The 18617-nt window shown below is 32.5% G+C and carries 13 protein-coding genes; 8 read left to right on the top strand and 5 right to left on the bottom strand.

Annotated features, from left to right (window positions below; genetic code table 11):
• Positions 1–37: 37 nt before the first annotated feature.
• From BUA99_RS01065 to BUA99_RS01030, 8 genes are all read left to right on the top strand, one after another.
• The gene (locus BUA99_RS01065; RefSeq protein WP_084673456.1) at positions 38–3751 is read left to right on the top strand and encodes a SusC/RagA family TonB-linked outer membrane protein; all 3714 of its coding nucleotides are present in this window, start codon (positions 38–40) and stop codon (positions 3749–3751) included.
• 11 nt (positions 3752–3762) lie between these two features.
• Complete coding sequence (locus BUA99_RS01060) at positions 3763–5244, top strand: RagB/SusD family nutrient uptake outer membrane protein (RefSeq protein WP_072987078.1); 1482 nt, start codon at positions 3763–3765, stop codon at positions 5242–5244.
• A 25-nt stretch (positions 5245–5269) separates the two neighbouring features.
• Positions 5270–6124 (top strand): zinc-binding metallopeptidase, encoded by an 855-nt coding sequence (locus BUA99_RS01055; protein WP_072987075.1) that lies wholly within the window; start codon positions 5270–5272, stop codon positions 6122–6124.
• A 73-nt stretch (positions 6125–6197) separates the two neighbouring features.
• On the top strand, positions 6198–7544 hold the full coding sequence (locus BUA99_RS01050) for a DUF4302 domain-containing protein (protein ID WP_072987073.1): 1347 nt from the start codon (positions 6198–6200) through the stop codon (positions 7542–7544).
• A gap of 172 nt (positions 7545–7716) precedes the next feature.
• A complete protein-coding gene (bshC, locus tag BUA99_RS01045; protein ID WP_072987071.1) occupies positions 7717–9306 on the top strand; it encodes a bacillithiol biosynthesis cysteine-adding enzyme BshC in 1590 nt (529 codons plus the stop codon).
• Between the two features lie 82 nt (positions 9307–9388).
• Entirely contained in the window at positions 9389–9808 is a 420-nt protein-coding gene (locus BUA99_RS01040; RefSeq protein ID WP_072987704.1) for a nucleoside-diphosphate kinase, read from the top strand.
• A 256-nt stretch (positions 9809–10064) separates the two neighbouring features.
• Positions 10065–11024, top strand: a complete 960-nt coding sequence (locus tag BUA99_RS01035) for an aldo/keto reductase (RefSeq protein WP_072987068.1) — start codon at positions 10065–10067, stop codon at positions 11022–11024.
• A 115-nt stretch (positions 11025–11139) separates the two neighbouring features.
• Entirely contained in the window at positions 11140–12492 is a 1353-nt protein-coding gene (locus BUA99_RS01030) for an NAD-dependent succinate-semialdehyde dehydrogenase (RefSeq protein WP_072987065.1), read from the top strand.
• A gap of 387 nt (positions 12493–12879) precedes the next feature.
• On the opposite strand, the gene BUA99_RS01025 is transcribed toward BUA99_RS01030, so the two are convergent.
• The 5 genes from BUA99_RS01025 to BUA99_RS01005 all read right to left on the bottom strand — a co-directional run bounded on the left by BUA99_RS01025 (position 12880) and on the right by BUA99_RS01005 (position 18518).
• Positions 12880–13782, bottom strand: a complete 903-nt coding sequence (locus tag BUA99_RS01025) for an N-acetylmuramoyl-L-alanine amidase (RefSeq protein ID WP_072987062.1) — start codon at positions 13780–13782, stop codon at positions 12880–12882.
• A 27-nt stretch (positions 13783–13809) separates the two neighbouring features.
• Positions 13810–14289 (bottom strand): hypothetical protein, encoded by a 480-nt coding sequence (locus BUA99_RS01020; protein ID WP_072987702.1) that lies wholly within the window; start codon positions 14287–14289, stop codon positions 13810–13812.
• A gap of 31 nt (positions 14290–14320) precedes the next feature.
• Positions 14321–15634, bottom strand: coding sequence for a 30S ribosomal protein S12 methylthiotransferase RimO (gene rimO / locus BUA99_RS01015; protein ID WP_072987058.1), 1314 nt, complete (start codon positions 15632–15634; stop codon positions 14321–14323).
• 222 nt (positions 15635–15856) lie between these two features.
• Positions 15857–17428, bottom strand: coding sequence for an OmpP1/FadL family transporter (locus BUA99_RS01010; RefSeq protein ID WP_072987055.1), 1572 nt, complete (start codon positions 17426–17428; stop codon positions 15857–15859).
• 49 nt (positions 17429–17477) lie between these two features.
• Positions 17478–18518 (bottom strand): hypothetical protein, encoded by a 1041-nt coding sequence (locus BUA99_RS01005; protein ID WP_072987052.1) that lies wholly within the window; start codon positions 18516–18518, stop codon positions 17478–17480.
• Between the last annotated feature and the right edge of the window lie 99 nt (positions 18519–18617).

Below are 18617 nucleotides of genomic sequence, written 5' to 3'. Positions count from 1 at the left end.
TACCCGTATTAAAGTATTTAACAAACAAACCAAAATTATGAAAAAAACTGTTGTCAAACAACGATTACTACATCGAATCATGAAAATAACATTAATTCAATTTGTTCTAGCAGTTGTGTTTTCCACTATTACGATGGCAAACAGCGTTAATGGACAAAGAAAGCTAGATACAAAAGTTACCGTATCAATCACGAATGTGACTTTAGAGAATGCCTTATCGCAACTTGAAAAAAAGGCAAATGTTAAGTTTTCATATAATTCTAGGATTAGCCAGTTGGGCTTAAAAGTATCTGTAGATGCAGTGGAAGAAAACTTAGCTGATGTGCTTGCGATAATTTTAAAACCATTAAATATTAGCTACAGCGAGGTTAGTAATCAAATTATACTTGAAAATAAAGAATCACAGAATGGAGAATTTTCTGGTTTTGGTATTTCCAAAACCGTATCAGAAAAATTGACTGTTGCACCTATTGTAAAAGGTAAAGTAGTAGATCAATCTGGTATGCCGCTTCCTGGGGCAACAGTATTAGCGAAAGGAACCAAAAAGAGTGTAATAACTGATTTTGATGGAAACTTTACCATTGATATGCCCGAAAACAGTACGAGACTTATAATTTCTTATATAGGAATGACATCACAAGAAGTTGGTATTAAATCAACTCCTCTCACGATAGTTCTTATCGAGAATGAACAAAGTCTAAAAGAAGTAGTTATTACAACTGGTTATGAAAAAACATCAAAAAGAACTTTTACAGGAGCAATTAGTAAAATAACAGGAAAAGAACTGATGGTAGAAGGTGTTATAGATATCAGTAGAATGATTGAAGGTAAGGCTGCTGGTGTAACGGTTCAAAACGTAACTGGAACTTTTGGTACTGCACCAAAAATTACCGTTCGTGGATCATCATCTATTTTTGGAGATACAAAACCATTATGGGTAATTGATGGAATTGTACAGGAAGATATTGTCAATCTTTCTTTTGCAGATTTAGCCTCTGGAAATTCAGAAACTTTGATTAGTTCATCAATTGCTGGTTTAAACGCAAGTGATGTATTAAGTATCGAGGTGTTAAAAGACGCATCTGCAACATCTATTTACGGTTCTCGATCCTTGAATGGTGTTGTAGTAGTAACTACAAAACAAGGTAGAAGAGACTCTCCGTTAAATATTACGTACTCTTTAGATCAAACAGTAAGAACTGTTCCTAGTTATAGTCAATTTGACATATTGAACTCTCAGGAAACAATGAGTGTTCTTAAAGAAATGGAAAGTAAAGGTTTTCTTGAATTACCAGCAACTGCTCAAACTCGATATGGTGGAGTCTATAATATTCTTGCTAATGCAGTGAACACTTATGATGCAACAGCTGGTACTTTTGGTGTTAAAAATGATATTCCTAGTAAAAATGCTTTTTTGAAAAAGTATGAGCTGGCTAATACCGATTGGTTCAAAGTATTGTTTAGACAATCAATCACTCAAAATCACTCCTTAAGTTTTTCTGGTGGTGGGAAAAACAACTCGTTCTTTGCTTCTTTAGCATTTTATAGTGATCCAGGATGGACGATAGCGGATAATGTACAGCAAATATCTTCTAATTTAAAAAATACTTTTTATATAAATGATAAAGTGAATTTAACTTTATCCACACAAGCTTCTATCAGGGATCAACAAGCTCCTGGAAGTTATGATAGTCTGAGAGATGGAGTTAGCGGGAGCACTACCAGAGATTTTGATATTAATCCATTCAGCTATGTCTTAAATACTAATAGAGCATTAAGACCTTATGATGATAATGGCAATTACGAATATTATAGAAATAATTGGGCACCGATAAATATAGTAGAAGAGTTGCAAAATAATTACATGGATATAAAGGTAAAAGACATCCGTTTTCAAGCTGATCTAGCTTACAAATTATCTCCAAAGTTAACATATAACCTAACTGCTAATGCACGATACGCAAATACCATTAGAGAACACAATATATTAGAAAAATCAAATATAGTAGGAGCCTATAATGCGCAAGAGACAACAATTGTTAGAGACGCAAATATCTTTTTATATCAAGACCCAGATAATCTTATAGCGCCAAAGGTTTCAGTATTGCCAAATGGTGGTATTTTAAGAAAATTTGGAAATGATTTAACTTCTTACAACATTAGAAACAGTTTTAATTACAAAAATGTTTTTAGTGAGAAACATGAAGTTGAAGCTTTATTTGGTCAAGAACTAAGATCTGTTGATAGAGGTAGTAATAATTTTACTGCTTACGGTTTGCAGTACGATAGAGGATTAACTGCCTTTACTGATCCAAGGATTTTAGAAAAACTAATAAACGGTGGCGAATCTTATTATTCCTTTAACGAAGAAAGAGAACGAACAGTTGGATTTTTTGGTAAAGTAGGATATACTTACGATCGTCGTTACACAGGATCTCTTACAGGACGTTACGATGGATCAAATAGACAAGGAAATAGTGGTTCATCAAGATGGTTACCAACATACACATTTAGTGGGAAATGGAATGTTATGGAAGAGAGCTTTATGAAAAACATGCAAACAATAAATACATTAGCATTTAGAGGTTCTTACGGTCTTACAGCAACTGCTGGACCGGCAACGAATTCCTTAGCGATTTATAGAAGCTTCATTACAGATCGTTTAAATTTGAATGATAGAGAAACCGGATTGCTTATTGCGGATTTGCAAAATGGTGATTTAACTTGGGAGAAGCAATTTGAGACAAACCTTGGAGTTGATTTAGGAATTTTAAATAATAGAGTTCAATTTTCAGCTGATATTTATAGTCGTAAAGCATTCGATCTTGTTGATTTTGTAACAACATCTGGAATAGGTGGAGAGAGAATAAAGCAAGGTAATAATGCTGATATGGAAACAAAAGGTATTGAATTTTCGATCAACACGAATAACCTAAATAATACAAAATTGAAATGGTCAACAAGTTTAAATTTCTCAGTTTATAACCAAGAAATCACTAGACTTCAAAACAATCCAAGTGTTTTAGGATTAGTTGATGGTACAGGAGGTAATACAGTAGGACATCCAAGAAATGCATTATACTCTTATCAATTCACAGGCTTAAACAATCAAGGTTTGCCAACATTCATTCAAGCTGATGGTGAAGGAGATGAAGTAGCGGGTGCTAATTTCCAAGATTCTGAAAATGTTACGAAATACTTGAAGTATGAGGGGACTATTGAGCCGAACAAAACTGCTGGTTTTTCTAATACCTTCAACTATGAAAATTGGTCCTTGAATATTTTTATTGTAGCATCAGGAGGAAATAAAGTTCGTTTAAATCCAATTTATTCTTCTGTATATGATGATTTAACAGTATTTACAAAAGAATTTACTAATCGTTGGATTAATCCAGGTGATGAGGCTTTAACTAACATTCCCGTAATTGCAGATCGAAGGATAGTTGCAAATTATGCGGCTGCAGGGAGTAATTTAAATAGAGCATATAATGCTTATAATTACTCGGATGAAAGAGTTGCTGATGGATCTTTTGTTCGATTGAAAAATGTATCCATTGGGTATGAATTTCCAAAAGATTTGAAGAAAAAATTGAATTTAAATACATTTTCATTGAAAGCTTCAAGTGCAAATCCACTTTTAATATATTCAGATAAAAAACTCAATGGACAAGATCCAGAATTTTACAGATCTGGTGGGGTTTCACAACCGATTACAAGTCAATATACATTCTCATTAAACGTATCATTTTAATTATTAAAAATATGAAAAAATTAAAATTAACATTTTCGCTACTTGTCCTTATTGGATTAAGTTCAAGTTGCGACGATTTTCTTTCGGAAATTCCGGACAATAGGACACAGCTGGATTCACCAGAAAAAATTTCGGAAATTTTAGTTAATGCTTATCCTACCGGAAATTACATGGAATTTGCGGAGACAATGAGTGATAACGTTTACGACAGTGGTGATTTGACATTAACTACAATAAAAAATAGTCAAATGTACAATTGGGAAATGCTAGATGATATTCAGCAAGACAGTCCTTCTGATTACTGGGACGCTTGTTACAGTGCAATTGCGCATGCAAATCAAGCACTTGATGCCATTGATAAATCAGGTAACGATCCTAAACTTAATCCTCAAAAAGGAGAAGCTTTAGTAGCGAGAGCTTATGCACATTTTATGTTAGTGACTTTTTGGTCCCAACGATACAATCCTGCAACTGCCAAAACAGATCTGGGTATCCCTTATATTTTAGAACCAGAAACAGTTCTTCTCAAAAAATACAAACGTAATACTATTGAAGAGGTTTTTGCATTCATTAAAGCCGATCTAGAGAAAGGTTTACCTCTAGTTAATAGCAACTATAAATTACCAAAATTTCATTTTAATAAAGCAGCAGCAAATGCATTTGCCAGTCGTTTTTATACAGTTACTGGAGAATGGGATAAGGTTATTGCAGTATCAAATGAATTAGGCAATGCGCCTGTCAATCAACTAAGAAACTATCAATCTTATTTAGATGTCGATTTTAATACTGGGCCGAGGCTTTATGGGCAGGAAAGTCAAAACACTAACTTATTGATTACCTCAGCGTCTTCAATATACCTTAGAAGCTTTTATTCGAACAGATTTCAGTTAACCGGAGCAGACAGGGATATCCTTTTTGGTAACAATACTAATTTGGCTAACAAAGAATTTTTATACAGACCTTTATCATATAATGGTCAAATAACTATTTTTGTACCCAAGTTCGTAGAGTACTTTAAAGTTACAAATGCAAATGCTGGAATTGGTCAGCCTTATGTTGGTTTAGTGCTTTTAAGTAACGATGAGCTATACTTAAATAGAATTGAAGCTCATGTAATGACTAATCAATTAGCTCTTGCTAACGCTGAAATTGACTACTTTTTAGCAGCCCGTGTAAAATTGTATAATCCAGCAACTGATAAAGTCACTGAGGCTAAGATTGTTGCTAAATATCCAGTAATCGCTGATGAATATACGCCTTTTTATTCACTTACAGCTGTGCAAAGCTCTTATATTAAGGCACTAGCTGAAATTAGAAGAAGAGAATTCATTCATGAAGGTTTAAGATGGTTTGACATAAAACGTTTTGCATTAAAGGTGATACATAAAACTTATAATCAACCTGATGCAATTTTGGCAAAAGATGACAAACGTAAAGCAATACAAATACCACTGAACGTGAGCGACACTGGTGTTGAAAAGAATCCACGCTAATTATTAATTAAAAAATATCATTAAGATGAAAATACAATATAAATTAATCACGGCGCTATGTTCAGTGCTTTTGCTAACGGCTTGCGCTGGTGAAGAACCTTTAAAGGAAAGTCAATTAGACGTTTCGATACCTGCCAAAACAGATTTAGATCGATATATTGATAATACGTATTTAAATACCTATAATATTAGTGTGCAATATAAATGGGATCAAAACAAGGTCGATTTTAATCGTTACTTATTTCCTCCATTACAGGCTAAAGTGCAACCAGCATTAGAAATAGTTCAAAAAATATGGTTAGAAACCTATAAAAAAGTTGCAGGACCTGACTTTGTAAAGCTGATTGCACCTAGAGAACTTTTACTTGTAGGAGGTATAAATTTAAATACGACGGGAACTATTACTTTAGGCCTAGCTGAAGGGGGATTGAGAATTACATTATTTGAAACAGATAATGTTAATAAGAGAGACCGTGCGAATGTAAAGCGCTTCTTAGCAACTATTCAACACGAGTACATTCATATTTTGAATCAAACCAAACCATTTGATGAAAAAACTTTAGCTAATATTACACCAACTGGTTATACCTCGAATTGGTATGCTACACCAACTTCTGAGGCTAGGGAAGAAGGATTCATTACGGATTATGCAAGATCAAATATTAATGAAGACTTCGCAGAAATGGCTGCGCAAATGTTGATCAATTCTAAAGCTGAATATGCTGCAATACTTGCGGGAATTAGTGACGAAACTGCAGTTGCAAATATTAAACTTAAAGAAGCGGTAGTAGTGAAATATTTCAAAGACAACTTTAATATCGATTTTTACAAGTTGAGAGATGAGGCTGAGAAAAACACTAACGAAGTTATAAACAATTAGTAAAAATTAAGGGCTCTTAAATTGAAATCAAAGAGCTTATAAAACTCATTTATTATTTTATAAATAAAATACCATGAAAATAAAAAACATAATTAATTACCTCTTGGTCGCTATAATGGCAATCCAATTGGTTTCATGTGACAATAAAGAGACCCTCGATTCACCATTTAAAGGTACTCCTACAGATCGTCTCAATGCAAGAGAGAAGGAATTAAATGATCTTTTGATGTCTTCTGAATTTGGCTGGAAAGCAGTATACTTTACTGATAACACCCAGTTAGGGGGATTTACACATCTATTTAAATTCAAAGATGGTAAAGTAGATATGGCTTCAGATTTTGATAACGATACTTCTATTGCTTCAAGTGAATATGATATTACGCTTGGTAGTACAGTGAGTTTGTTATTTACTACGAAAAATCGAATACACTTGTTATCAGATTCCAACAGCTTTCCAACGGCTGATTTAAGAGGAAAAGGATATAAAGGTGATTTTCAGTTTTTATATTATGGTCAGGAGAATGGAGAAATTATTTTTAGAACAAATCGAAGTTTTGAAGAAGTACGTTTTGTGAAAGCTAAAGCAACAGATTGGGCTGATCTAGCTTTAGGTAGACTCATGATTCCAAATGTAATTGGTGCTCCAACTAGACCTTTATTTAGATTACTAGAAACTAATGATGGTACAAAAGTGAGCCAGTTTGATTTTTCATTTAGTTCGGCTTCAAGATTTGCAACATCTAACTCTGTCGAAACTGGATCTAGTGTTACTAATAATATAGGAATTGCTTACACGCCAACAGGAATTATTGTTAGTCCGTCAGTAAAAGTGGGTAATCAAGAATTATCCGTCTTTACTTTTGATGCAGCAACAGGAAATTTTAACGCTATAGGTGCAGGTGGAATTAAAGCTTCAATTAAATATTCTAATAAGCCATTAGTTCTAACTGATGATTATAAGATGTTTTTGCCGGGAAATCCTTATTTTTACTATGGATTTACAATAGATGATTATATACAAGATGCACCAACAAATTCATCATTATTTTTTACAATATTGAATCAAACCAACTTAGACTTACCATCAGGAAAAAAACTAACTGATATCTATTTTTATTTCAATCATCCTACTAGAGGATCATATATTGATTATTATTTTGAGAATGGTTCTTTAATTAGGCATAATATAACTGTGACTGAAGACGCAATTAACAAAAAATTGATTTTAGTAAATAGAAATTTTCAATCAGGCGGAGCCGTTCCAGCTATAACGCTGATTAAAAATCTCGATGATCAGCTTATTAATGTAGATGGTATATACATAAAGAAAGAAAAATTTAAGGCTTACTATTCTAATGATGTTTATACTTTCACAAATGCTACAACTCCATTTAGAATTTCAACTTGGAAGTTAAATTAAAATCGTACCAAATCCCCTAATTGAGGCTGCCTTTTAATGGCAGCCTTTTTTTTGTTTAAAACTAAGTGGTTTCTATTAACATTATTGAAAGAAACTCTAAATTTCACAAACGTTCCCTAAACCTAAAATAATAACTTTACTTTTCTTATTTTTGTATAAAATAAATTTAAGTATGCCAACCGACTGTATAACCTATCAAAACTCAGGGTATTTTTCTACCTTAATGACTGATTATCTTGATCAAAAAAGTAATTTAAAACCCTTATTTAATAAATTTCCAACTCTTGAAAACTTTGAAAATCAGATTCTTGAAAAAAAAATAAGTTTTAATCATAACACTAGAAAAAATTTAGTCTCTGTATTACAAAAACAATATTTAAATATTAAAAGTTCTACACTAACCACTGAAAATATTCAATCCTTAGCATTAAGTAATACTTATACCGTTACAACTGGTCATCAATTAAATTTATTTACTGGTCCACTTTATTTTTTGTATAAAATAATCTCGACAATAAACTTAACCAATGAATTAAAAGTAAAGTATCCAAATTATAATTTTGTTCCAATTTATTGGATGGCTACTGAAGATCATGATTTTGAAGAAATTAATTATTTTAATTTTAAAGGGAAAAAATTCAAATGGAATTTAGAAACTAGCGGTCCTGTAGGTAGATTGACCACTAAAGGATTAGAGGATTTCTTGAAAATCTATGCACTTGAATTAGGCAATAGTACAAATGCTCAGGAATTAAAAGCAATGTTTGAAGAAGCTTATGTTAAGCACAGTAATTTAGCTGATGCTACTAGATATTTAGCTAATTCATTATTTGGGTCATATGGTTTAGTGATAATTGACGCTGATAATAGGGATTTAAAACGTGAATTTATACCACATATAAAAGAGGAATTATTACATCAAATTTCGTACAAGTTAGTCTTAGAAACTGCTCAAAAACTAAATGATTATACCGTTCAGGTTAATCCGCGTGAAATCAATTTATTTTACATCGAAGATAATTTGAGAGAACGCATCATTTTTGAAGACGGAAAATATAAAGTTAATAATACTATCATAGAGTTCTCGGTAACAGATATAGTTAAAGTTGTCGAAGAAACTCCAGAAAAATTTAGTCCTAATGTAATAATGCGTCCGCTTTATCAAGAAGTAATTTTACCGAATTTATGTTATATCGGAGGAGGAGGTGAGATAGCTTATTGGTTGGAACTTAAATCGTTTTTTGATGTTTCAAAAATTGTTTTTCCTATTCTTTTATTAAGAAATTCTGTATTGTTAGTAAGCGAAAAACGATCGAAAAAGGCTGATAAACTTGATTTGAGTTGGCGTGATTTATTTTCTAAGCAAGACGATCTAGTAAACAATAAAACGAAATTGTTGTCTGAATTTTCAATTAGTTTAGAAGACTTGAAGATACAGTTACAAAATCAATTTGAAACATTATATACAGTAGCTTCTCATACAGAGAAATCTTTCATTGGAGCCGTAAAAGCGCAAGAATCGAAACAAATTAAAGGTCTAGATAATTTAGAAAAACGTTTGCTAAAAGCGCAAAAAAGAAAATTGAAAGATATTTTAGATCGAATTGTCGATCTACAAAATGAATTATTTCCAAACTTAAGTTTGCAAGAACGACAAGCTAACTTTTCAGAATTTTATCTGGAAAATGGTGAGAATCTGATTCCAGCAATACTACATAAATTAAATCCTTTAGAAAATAAGTTTGAAGTTATTAAGTTTTAAATTTTTAGATTTTCTTAATACATATTTTATCATATTATCAAACAAAAAAGTTTATTTTTGCACTCAATTAAAAATTAAAAAGATGGCTACTAATAGAACTTTTACAATGATTAAGCCTGATGCTGTTGCTAACGGACACATCGGAAACATACTTGCAATGATTACTAATGCAGGATTTAAAATCGTTTCTTTAAAATTAACGCAATTAACTGTTGCTGATGCGCAGGCATTTTACGCTGTTCATTCTGCTAGACCATTTTATGGGGAATTAGTAGAATTTATGTCAAGAGGGCCTATAGTTGCTGCTATTTTAGAAAAAGATAATGCTGTTGAAGATTTTAGAAATTTAATTGGTGCCACTAATCCAGCCGATGCTGCTGAAGGAACGATTCGTAAAGCTTATGCAACTTCTATAGGAGAAAATGCTGTTCATGGATCAGATAGCGATGAAAATGCAGCTCTCGAAGGTGCATTCCATTTTGCTGGAAGAGAGCAGTTCTAAACATGAATTATTGATCGTGAGATCATAAAAAATAGTACATATTGCTGTAAGTCCCATTTACATTGTTTGTAAATGGGATTTTTTTTTGATTTCTACTGCTTTTTTTTATTTCTGAAACAGTTTAATTTAGCGATTAATCTCTTTTATTTTTATTTCTCTTCTATTTTAGATAGTAAAATTTGATAGGGAGAGTGTTTTCCAAAAATCTTATCTTAACTTTGATTAATGTTGAAAATTTTTTAATAATAAACAAAAAATGAAATACAATAGATGTGGAAAGAGTGGATTGCTATTGCCTCAAATTTCTTTAGGTTTATGGCATAATTTTGGTTCAGTAGATGTGTTTGCTCATGCAGAAAATATTGTTAAATCTGCGTTCGATCAAGGAATCACTCATTTTGATTTAGCAAATAACTATGGTCCCGTTGCTGGATCATCCGAAACAAATTTTGGAAATATCTTAAAAAATAATTTTCAAGGTTTTTTACGAGACGAGATAGTTATTTCCACTAAAGCGGGATATAAAATGTGGGATGGTCCTTATGGTGATTGGGGGTCTAGAAAACATCTTTTATCGAGCTTGGATCAAAGTTTAAAGCGTTTGCAATTGGAATATGTTGATGTTTTTTATTCACATAGATTCGATCCACTAACGCCACTTGAAGAGACCATGATGGCTCTCGACTATGCGGTACGAAGTGGCAAGGCATTATACGCCGGAATTTCTAATTATACCGCCGATCAAACTAAGGAAGCTACAAGTATTTTAAAACAATTAGGCACTCCTTGTTTAATTCATCAAGCGAAATATTCAATGTTGGAGAGAGGTCCTGAGACTGAATTATTAGAGGTGTTGGATCGAAGAGGTGTCGGTTGTATTGCTTTTTCTCCTCTGGCACAGGGCCTTTTAACTGATAAATATTTAAAAGGAATTCCTAAAAATTCTAGGGCTGCTAATCCAAATGGCTTTTTAAAAGTCGATGTAATTACCAATCCTTTACTACAAAAAATTAAAGCGTTAAATAAAATTGCTCAAGAAAGGCAGCAGTCTTTAGCACAAATGGCCTTGGCGTGGCTTCTAAAAGATAATCGTATTACGTCTGTATTAATTGGTGCGAGTTCTGTTGAACAACTTAATAATAATATTGCAAGTTTAAATGACTTAGATTTTTCTAAGATCGAATTAAACTTAATTAGTGATATTTTACTTAATTGATCTCCTTTATTCATTATTTAAAATTTTGATTTTTATCCTACTTATTGATTTGCGATGGAAGTTAATATTTTGAAGATCTAAAATTTGTATTATAAACTAATCTAAAGACAACATTATGATAATTCAGTCTATCAATCCATTTTCGCAACAAGTTATAGGAGAGCATGAAGTTTTGACAAATCTACAACTGCAAAATAAATTAAAAATAGCAGAAAATGCTTTTAAATTTTGGAGAAAATCGGTCTTTCAAGAGCGGGCGGATAAGATGCGAAATTTAGCACTTGTTCTTAGAAAAAATAAAGAAGATTTAGCCTTACTCATTACAAATGAAATGGGAAAAATAATTTCTGAAAGTATTTCTGAAGTCGAAAAGTCCGCTGATAATTGCGATTTTTATGCAAATCACGCTGAACAGATGTTAAAAGACGAGTATTACGATACTCCTTTTAAAAGTATGTCAGTTTACGATCCTCTAGGGGCAGTTTTTGCAATTATGCCTTGGAATTATCCTTTTTGGCAAGTGCTTCGTTATGCTGCACCTACAGTTATGGCTGGAAATGTGACAATTTTGAAACATGCTTCAAATGTAACTGGCTGTGCCAAAGCTATAGAGAATGCTTTTCTAGAAGCAGGTTTTGCGGAGGGAATTTTTCAACAAATTACGATTGACAAATCCCAGATTGAAAATGTTATAGACTCAACTATCGTACAAGGAATTACACTGACCGGAAGTGAAGCAGCAGGCTCATCTGTAGCTTCAATAGCTGGAAGGCATATAAAAAAGACTGTGATGGAACTAGGAGGTTCGGATGCATTTATAGTTCTTGATGATGCCAATCTCGAAAAAGCCGCTAGTGTTGCGGCTCATTCTAGAATGCTAAATGCAGGTCAAGCTTGTATTTGTGCCAAACGTTTTATCGTTACTGAGAAAGTTGCTGATGAATTTGTTTCTCTTTTTGCTAAAAATATTAAGATGTTACGTCAGGGTGATCCACTTCAAAAAGATGTTCATATCGGTCCCTTAGCTCGTTTAGATCTTGCTGAAACATTAGCAAAACAATTAGCGAAAACAGTAAAACAAGGAGGTAAATTACTTCTGGGTGGAGAATACGAAAATTGTAATTTTCAGCCTACTTTAATTGATTTTGTGGGCGTTACTTCGGTGGCTTTTCAAGAGGAAACTTTTGGACCTCTCGCTACAGTGACCAGAGCAAAAAATGAAGAGGAAGCGATAGTAATTGCTAACAATCATAGATACGGCCTAGCAGCTGCAATTTGGACAGAGGATCGCGATCGTGCTTATAATCTATCTAGAAAAATAGAAGCTGGAAATGTATTTGTGAACTCGTTAGTGCGATCTGATTCTAGAATACCTTTTGGAGGAATTAAAAAATCAGGTTATGGTAGGGAGTTAGGAGAAAAAGGAATTAAGGAATTTATGAACATGAAATCGATTATAATAGAGTAGTGATTTTTAGATAAATAGTTAGTGCTAATTTATTTGATATTAAAAATCGAGTGTAGAAAATTTTGATGTGTAAAAACTATCCTCAATTTTATCATAAAACTTAAGTCAAATAAAAAGCTATCATTATTTTCCAAAAGTATGCCTGATGGTTTTTAATTTTTTTACGATTTAATTCTAAACAATACGATTTTGTCGATGCGTTATTTAGATAAATTACTATCAATCAGATCTAGAAAATTTTATAAATATATTCTTCTTTACGCTAAAATCTTCTTAAGCATGATAATTCCTTTAGTTGACCGTAATTAATAATTTTAAGATTACTACACTTCAAGAATTTCATCTGTTAAAATATAAAATAAAAAAACAAACATGGGAAAGTAGTAATTACTGCATCTTATACACAGAGTAAATTGTATTTACGGTTTTTTCATCTAATAACGGGCTTAAGTCAGTTTGAATGAAATGTAATTTAAAAGCTCTTATAGCAGCTGTTAAATTTTTAGTGTCATAACCAATGATTTGTAAACCCTGCTCTGCATTAAAAGTAAGTGGAGCAGGTTCCAAAATTTCATCAGGCCATACACCAAATCCTTTCGCTGCTAATTCTCTCCAAGGAAATAAAACGCTCGGATCTACCTTTCGGCTGGGAGCAATATCAGAATGGCCTATTATATTTTGAGTTGGAATGTTGTAATCTTTTTTTAGTTTGGTTAAAAGAGCTATTAAACTGTCGATTTGTAGTTCTGAGAAAGGCTCCGTACCATTGTTATCCAATTCTATTCCAATAGATGTAGAATTAATATCAGTGTTTTTTCCCCAAAAACCATTTCCAGCATGCCACGCTCTTAGGTAATCATTTAGCATTTGAACGACTCTACCGTCATCTCCTATAACGTAATGCGAGCTAACTTGCGTTTTAGCTGTTGTAAATGTTTTTATTGTTTGCTGTATTGAATCTTGTGCTGTATGATGTATAATGATAAAGTTTGGCTTTCTTAAATTAAAATTTACTGTACCAATCCATTCGGTATTAACACCATTTGATAATATAGTAAGACCCATTTTTGAAATAGTATCTTTTGCATTTAATAATCGATCAGAATATAAGGTGTCAACCGTAATTTTAAAACTATTTACAAGTGGTAATGTTACCGTTTCCTTACTTGAAATGGTTTCTTGTAAATTTTTAAGAGTTTCATCATAAACTTTTTCACTTTTTTTATAAGGATTTATTGAACAAGAAGTTATTAAACTTATTAAAATCAGGCAATTAAGAAATTTTCTCATTAGTTATTATAAATATATAGTAATCAATTATTCTGATTTTTTCTTTTTTTCTTTTTTAGACTTTTTTGGATTTTTTGCTTCTTCATTAAGGATGTTATATTTCTCTTTCTGATCACTGTTAAGCAACTCCAATATCTTTCTGTCTGTTACTTCAGATAGTGCTTTTATATTTGCCATTTTATCATCTTCGCTAACTTCAGCTTTAAGCAACATTCCCTGCGTTCTTATGTTTTCTGTAAGGATGTTAGACAGTGCAATAACTTGCAATTCATCGAGATCAAGCTTAGGTTTTATCTGTTCTATAATTTTAGCAACAGTTACTTCAACGGGAATTTCTTTAGGTTTTTGCTGAGACATTGATTGATCCATCCCGCTATTCATTCTGCGATTACTTCCGTAATTATTTCCATATCCATTGTTGTAACCATTATTGCCAAATTGTGCCGAAACACTATTTGAGAATAGAAACACAAATAATAGCAAAAATGTAAATGGAATGGCTTTCATAATAAATGTTTTTAAGTAAAAAAAATAAGGTTTAAATTGGTTCGCCGTATAAATCAAATTCTGTTGCATCAATAATTTTAATCATTACAAATTCACCTGTTTTCACATAATACTTTGTAGCATCTATCAATACTTCATTGTCTACGTCAGGACTATCAAATTCAGTTCTTCCTACAAAATGACCGCCCTCTTTTCTATCGATAATACATCTAAAAGTTTGACCTATTTTTTCCTGATTTAAATCCCATGATATTTGAGATTGTAATTCCATAATTTCATTAGCACGATCTTGTTTAACGTTATCAGGAACGTCATCTTCAAGCAAATAAGCATGTGTGTTTTCTTCATGAGAATAAGCAAAACAGCCCATTCTATCAAATTTCATTTCTTGAACAAAATCTTTTAAAATATTAAAGTCTTCTTGTGTTTCACCAGGATATCCTACAATTAGTGTGGTACGAATTGCCATTCCCGGGACTGCAGCACGAAATTCTTTTAATAATTTAGTGGTTTTTATTTGAGTAGTTCCACGACGCATCGATTTCAAAATAGAATCGGAGATGTGCTGTAACGGTATGTCTAAATAGTTACAAATTTTAGGTTCACGTTTCATAATTTCTAAAACATCCATTGGAAAACCAGTTGGAAAAGCATAGTGCAAGCGAATCCACTCAATACCTTCCACTTTAACTAATGATTCTAATAATTCTGCTAATGCTCTCTTTTTATAAATATCTAAACCATAATAAGTTAAATCCTGTGCAATTAAAATCAATTCTTTTACACCGTTTTTAGCAAGGCCTTCTGCTTCTTTAACTAATTTTTCGATTGTTTGCGAGACATTTTTCCCCCGCATTAAAGGAATTGCACAAAAACTACAAGGTCTATCACAACCCTCAGAAATTTTTAAATAAGCATAGTTTTTAGGAGTGGTTGTTAAACGTTCTCCTAGTAATTCATGTTTATAATCAGCCCCTAATGCTTTTAATAAAGCTGGTAGTTCTGTAGTACCAAAAAATTGATCTACATTAGGGATTTCTTTTTCCAGATCAGGTCTATACCTTTCTGATAAACAACCAGTAACAAAGACTTTATCAACTAAACCTCTCTCTTTTTTATCTGCATACTCTAAAATCATGTTCACTGATTCTGCTTTTGCATTGTCAATAAATCCACATGTATTAATTACAATAATGTTACCTTCTTCTGCTTCTGGTGCTTCATGCGTCACCTCTTTTCCGCTTGCGCGAAGTTGACCCATTAGTACTTCACTGTCATATACATTCTTGGAACACCCAAGAGTGATCACATTTATTTTATTCTTTTTTAAGGACTTCGTTCTCATATCATTAATCTCCCGATAATTTGGGAATTTTGCAAAATTACAATTTTTATTTTATCTGGACTTGTTTCCGATTCTTTATATTTTTGCTGTGTCGAACAACAAAGTTTTATAGCGTAACAATGATTGAGTTTAAAAATAAATTATTCTTATTTTTCAACTCATTGCAAAAAAATATCCGTTTCAAAATAAAGAAACGGATATTATATTTTAATTTGTTTCAGGTTACAATTCGAATAATACCGAAAGGGAAATAGTATTATTAATAGCATCAATCTTAGCACCATCAGTAAAACCTTGTCCAAAAAAACCTTGTTGTGAAGTCCTCTTGGCGTACGAATAAGATAAATCTACTTTTGTTGAACCAAAATTATATCCTAAACCTGTTGAGTATCCATTTAAATCGCCTACTGTAATTCCGTTTTTGTATGGACTTTGCTCATATCTATATCCTGCTCGAAGGCTTAGAGCTTCAATTCTATATTCACCACCTACTCTAAGTTCGCCAGTATTGTCTAATAAATTATTGATATTAGTATTCAAACCATCGAATCCAGATTTTAACTTTATATTACTGTAGTTTTTCATTGCATAATCAATACTGATTAAACCTGATTTCCCAAAAATGTATGCGAAACTACCAGTTAATTTACTAGGAGTTTGTAATTTATAAGTCTCATAGATATTTACAACTCTTGGATCTACAATATCACTGATGTCGCTACCACTTGTAGCTTGACTTACAACACTTAATTTTTGCGAAAGTTCATCGTTTAAATTATACCAAGTCGACGATTCGTATGCTAATCCAAGTCGAACATCAGTCGTTACCTTTGCAATCGCTCCTAATTGGAAAGAAAATCCATTTCCGTACGTATATAACGTATTGTCAAATTGAATTTTAGAAACTGTATAATCGTTGGTTAACGGAGCATTATTTTCTTCAAAAAATCGCGTTGACTTCTGGAAATCTGTGAAATGTGAATTTAAATTCAATCCTATGAATAACTTATCCTTGTATGACGTTGCGGCATTGAAAGATAATTTACCATTATATCCATTAGTAGTAATTGAATTTTCTTGATAATAAACTGCGTTAGTTGGTACAAGTGACGAATAAGTACTATTTGTGTTATTAACATCTACAGCATCAATAATAAAGCCCTGATCATAAAATGCGATCATCGCCTGTTGAGCCGCAAATCCGCTAAGATTTGGAAATTGATTATTAGGCAAGTTAGTACCTAAGAAAGAATATAAATCAGCTACTGATTCTCCACTTTCACGATTGACAAATTGTTGCGGTACGGGAGCCCCATTGTTTCCTGTATTAGCATAACTTAAAAAATATTTATCAATAGAATTTATGGGATTAATTCCAGCTGAAAAAAATCTATTGTCAAAATTATTTGTGTTTTCGTAATTCACACCTATGGCTATTTTCTTCCAGTTGCTTTTGCTTCTATTATTAAAAACAAAAACAGTTCCGGCTTGATTTAAGTCAAATGAATTTTGTTTATCGCTTGTGGTATTACCAAAATAATTAGAATTGTTTTTTGTATTCATGCTACTAAGCGTTAATCCTAATTGATTATTAGAAAAAACAGCTGATCCTGCAGGATTTACGTTGAGGGACGACAAGTCTCCTCCTAAAGCTCCAAAAGCTCCACTCATGGCGCGAAATCGCGCTGTACCATTTATATTGTCTTGGGAATAAAGTAATGCATCAGATATTTCTTGTGCTTTTGCAATACTTGCCGACAAAGTTATAGCTATTAAAAAAATGTATTTTTTCATAAAAGTGACTGTTTGTAATAATGATTGCTGATGTTATAAAGCTCCAAATTTAACCTCTTCCACCACGGCTACTCCCGCCGCTAGAAGAACGTCCACCCCCACTTGAGTTGTTTCCACTGCTTGATCTACCGGTTGAACTTGGTGTATAGTTTCTGGAGCTATTGTCGTTTCTAGAAGGAGTATAGTTTCTTGAATTGTTAGTGTTGCTTTGAGGTCGTGATTGCGTGTTTCTTTCAATACGGCCATTGTTTGTGTTTCCTCTTCTGGGCGCATTTTGAGAATCATACCTTGTTTGAGATTGTGTTCTAGAAAAAGTTGGCGTAGTTCTAGCCGATCTGTCAAATGAGTTTCTATTAAAATTAGTATCACGGCTACTATTTGAGTTTACTGCTCTTCTGCTAATTGTAGTATTTTCAGCTCTATTAAACGTTCCAGAATTTCTTGCGTTGCCGTTAGAATCAGTAAATGACGAAGATCCTCTTCTTCCCTCATTCCGGGCATAAGACCTATCACTGCGATAATTATTGTATCCCCAATTATTTCCGTACCAACTATTCCAGCCAAAACCAACAGTAGGACCCCAATTATTACCGTACCAATTATTCCAACCAAAACCACCGTTCCATCCCCAATTATTCATCCCCCAACCAAAACCGTTATTATAACCCCAATTGTTCATATTCCAACCAAAACCACCATTGTAGCCCCAGTTATTCATTCCCCAATTGTTGTCATATATATTTATGCTTATTCCCTGAGGATTGCTACCCCATCCAGGATAACCTGCGTTATCATTTCGTTGATCTTGGACATCTACATTGTAAGAGTTATAATTGTCTACATTAGTAAAAATTTCTTCTGTTTGGTTGTCATTTTGTAAGGATCCAAAATAATCTTTGTATTTATCATTGTTATATTGTCTTTCTTGACTATCGTTTAAAACTGCTCTATTTGAACGGCTACCGTAAATTCCATCAGAGTCATAATAAGAACTATTTTGGTACGAGCCGCAAGAAGTAAAAATAATACTCAAGATTCCAACAAAGTAGAATAGTGAAGTATTTGTGATGGAAAGAGTATTAGTTTTCATATATATGGATATTTTTATTGTTGTACAGTACAAAAATAGTTAGTTTTGCTGAACTATTTTATACAATTTTAATAACGCAATATTTATGCCAAACTATTC

Origin of the sequence: Flavobacterium segetis (assembly GCF_900129575.1) — a bacterium.
Classification (GTDB): domain Bacteria; phylum Bacteroidota; class Bacteroidia; order Flavobacteriales; family Flavobacteriaceae; genus Flavobacterium; species Flavobacterium segetis.
The sequence above is the reverse complement of the archived record's forward strand: the minus strand, read 5'-3'. Positions and strand labels throughout refer to the sequence as shown.